Source organism: Protofrankia sp. Cr1, from assembly GCF_963555865.1.
Taxonomy (GTDB): domain Bacteria; phylum Actinomycetota; class Actinomycetes; order Frankiales; family Frankiaceae; genus Protofrankia.
The window spans coordinates 7,107-8,038 of sequence record NZ_CAUVXO010000082.1; the positions used below are offsets into that span (position 1 = coordinate 7,107).

Here is a 932-nt window from a genome sequence, read left to right on the forward strand (position 1 = left end):
AGGCACCTCGGCGCCCGCCTACCGGCCGCGTCGCTCCGTCCTGTACATGCCCGCGGCGAACGAGCGGGCGTTGGAGAAGGCGCGCGGCATTCCGGCGGACGCGCTGATTCTCGACCTGGAGGATGCCGTCGCCCCGGACGCCAAGGACGCTGCCCGGGAACGGGCCTGCGCGAAGGTTGCCGAACAGGCCTACGGCGGGCGCGAGGTGACCATCCGCGTCAACGCTCTGGACACGCGCTGGCATGCGGACGATCTGCGTGCCGCGGCGGCGGCCGGCCCGGACGCCGTGGTCGTGCCGAAGATCTCCTGCGCCCAGGACGTGCATGCGGTCGAGAAGAGCCTCCAGGCCGCGGGTGCGCCCGACCGCACCATGATCTGGGCGATGGTCGAGACCCCGGTCGCGATGCTGCACGCCGAGGAGATCGCCCGGGCCTCGCAGCGGCTCGCCGTCCTGGTGATGGGCACCAACGACCTGGCCAACGAGCTGCACGCCGAGCACGTCCCCGGCCGGGCGCCGCTGCTGCCCGGGCTCGGGTTGTGCCTGCTCGCGGCCCGTGCCGCCGGGGTGGCCATCCTGGACGGGGTCTTCAACGACATCCGCGACCTCGACGGGTTCGAGGCGGAGTGCCTGCAGGGGCGACAGCTGGGCTTTGACGGCAAGACGTTGATCCACCCGGGGCAGGTTGAGCCCTGCAACCGGGCGTTCGCGCCCACCGACGTCGCGCTCGAGGAGGCCAGGAACATCGTCGCGGTCTGGGAGGAGGCGTTGGCCTCCGGCCGTGGTGTCGCCACCGTGAACGGCCGGATGATCGAGAACCTGCACGTGGACAACGCCCGGCGCATCATCGCGGTCAGCCGGGCCATCGAGGAACTCGACCGGGAGGCCGCCGCCCGTGCGGCTGCGCATTAGCCATTCCTGGGCTGCGGTCATC

General features: G+C 72.0%; 1 protein-coding gene. It reads left to right on the top strand.

The genetic code is table 11. The features are described from left to right. Nucleotides 1-40: 40 nt before the first annotated feature. Nucleotides 41-910, top strand: a complete 870-nt coding sequence (locus U9980_RS09645) for an HpcH/HpaI aldolase/citrate lyase family protein (protein WP_416210211.1) — start codon at nucleotides 41-43, stop codon at nucleotides 908-910. The last annotated feature ends 22 nt before the right edge of the window (nucleotides 911-932 follow it).